At 70.2% G+C, this 1,015-nt stretch carries 1 protein-coding gene; it reads left to right on the top strand.

All coding sequences use genetic code 11. The features are described 5' to 3' along the window. A partial coding sequence (locus CCN51_RS51165) for a hypothetical protein (RefSeq protein WP_107426320.1) occupies nt 1–1,015 on the top strand: 1,015 nt, incomplete at both ends.

Raw genomic sequence — 1,015 nt, 5'->3', positions numbered from 1 at the left:
CCCCTAGACCCCGCCGCCTCCCTCGCCCGCGGCTGCGCCAACGCCGCCTCCTGGCTCGTCGGCAAGCTCTCCGATCTCGTCAAAGAGACCGCGACCGTCGACTTCACCAACGAGGCCTTCCTCCGCCAGTACGCCGTCGTCTTCGCCGCCTCGACCGTCCTCACCCTCATCCTCTGGCTGCTCGCCGTCGCCAAGCGCGCCATCCGCGGGGCCCCGCTCGGCGAGGCGCTGTCCGAGGCCATAGGTTTTCTGTGGCTGACGGTGCTGGCCTCCGCCTTCACGCCGCTCATCCTCTATACGGTCGTCACGGCGACCGACGCCGTCACTCAGGCCATCGCCTCGGGCACGGGCGCGGACAATGACACCTTCTTCGGCTCGTTCGCCCAGGCCTTGAAGAAGGACGAGGACATCGGCGGCGGGCCGATCATGCTCATCGTCGTATCGCTGGTGACCATTCTCGCCGCGGGCGTGCTCTGCCTCGAGCTCGTCATCCGGGCCGCCCTTCTCTACGTCGGCGCGCTGCTGGGCACCGCCGTCTACTCGGGCCTGGTCGACAAGAACATGTGGGGGCATGTGCGCCGCTGGGCGGGGATCATGATCGCGGTGATTCTCATCAAGCCGGTGGTCGTGATAGTGCTCGCGCTGGCCGGGGCGCTGTCGACGTCCGACAAGGGACCTGACGCCTTCTCGGCCGTCGTCTCCGGTCTCGCGATCATCATCCTCGCCATCTTCGCGAGCGCGATGATCTACCGCTTTGTGCCCGGCTTCGGCGACGAGATCGTCAAGGCCCGCAGCGCCAGCGCGGACCCGGCGTCCCGCCAGGCAGCCGCCATCATCAGCTCCCCGGCCGCCCTGGTGAAGCAGGGCATCAACACCCACAGCGCCCGCGGAGGCGACGGCGGCGGGGGCGGTTCGGCCGGCCCCTCGCAGGCGAAGCCCGCCAACCCGGTCTCCGGCGGCGTCGCCGCGCACAGCTCCCGCGGCGGTGGTCAAGGCGGTGGGGGCGGTGGGGGCG

Source organism: Streptomyces milbemycinicus, from assembly GCF_002154605.1.
Lineage (GTDB): Bacteria > Actinomycetota > Actinomycetes > Streptomycetales > Streptomycetaceae > Streptomyces > Streptomyces milbemycinicus.
The sequence above is the reverse complement of the archived record's forward strand: the minus strand, read 5'-3'. Positions and strand labels throughout refer to the sequence as shown.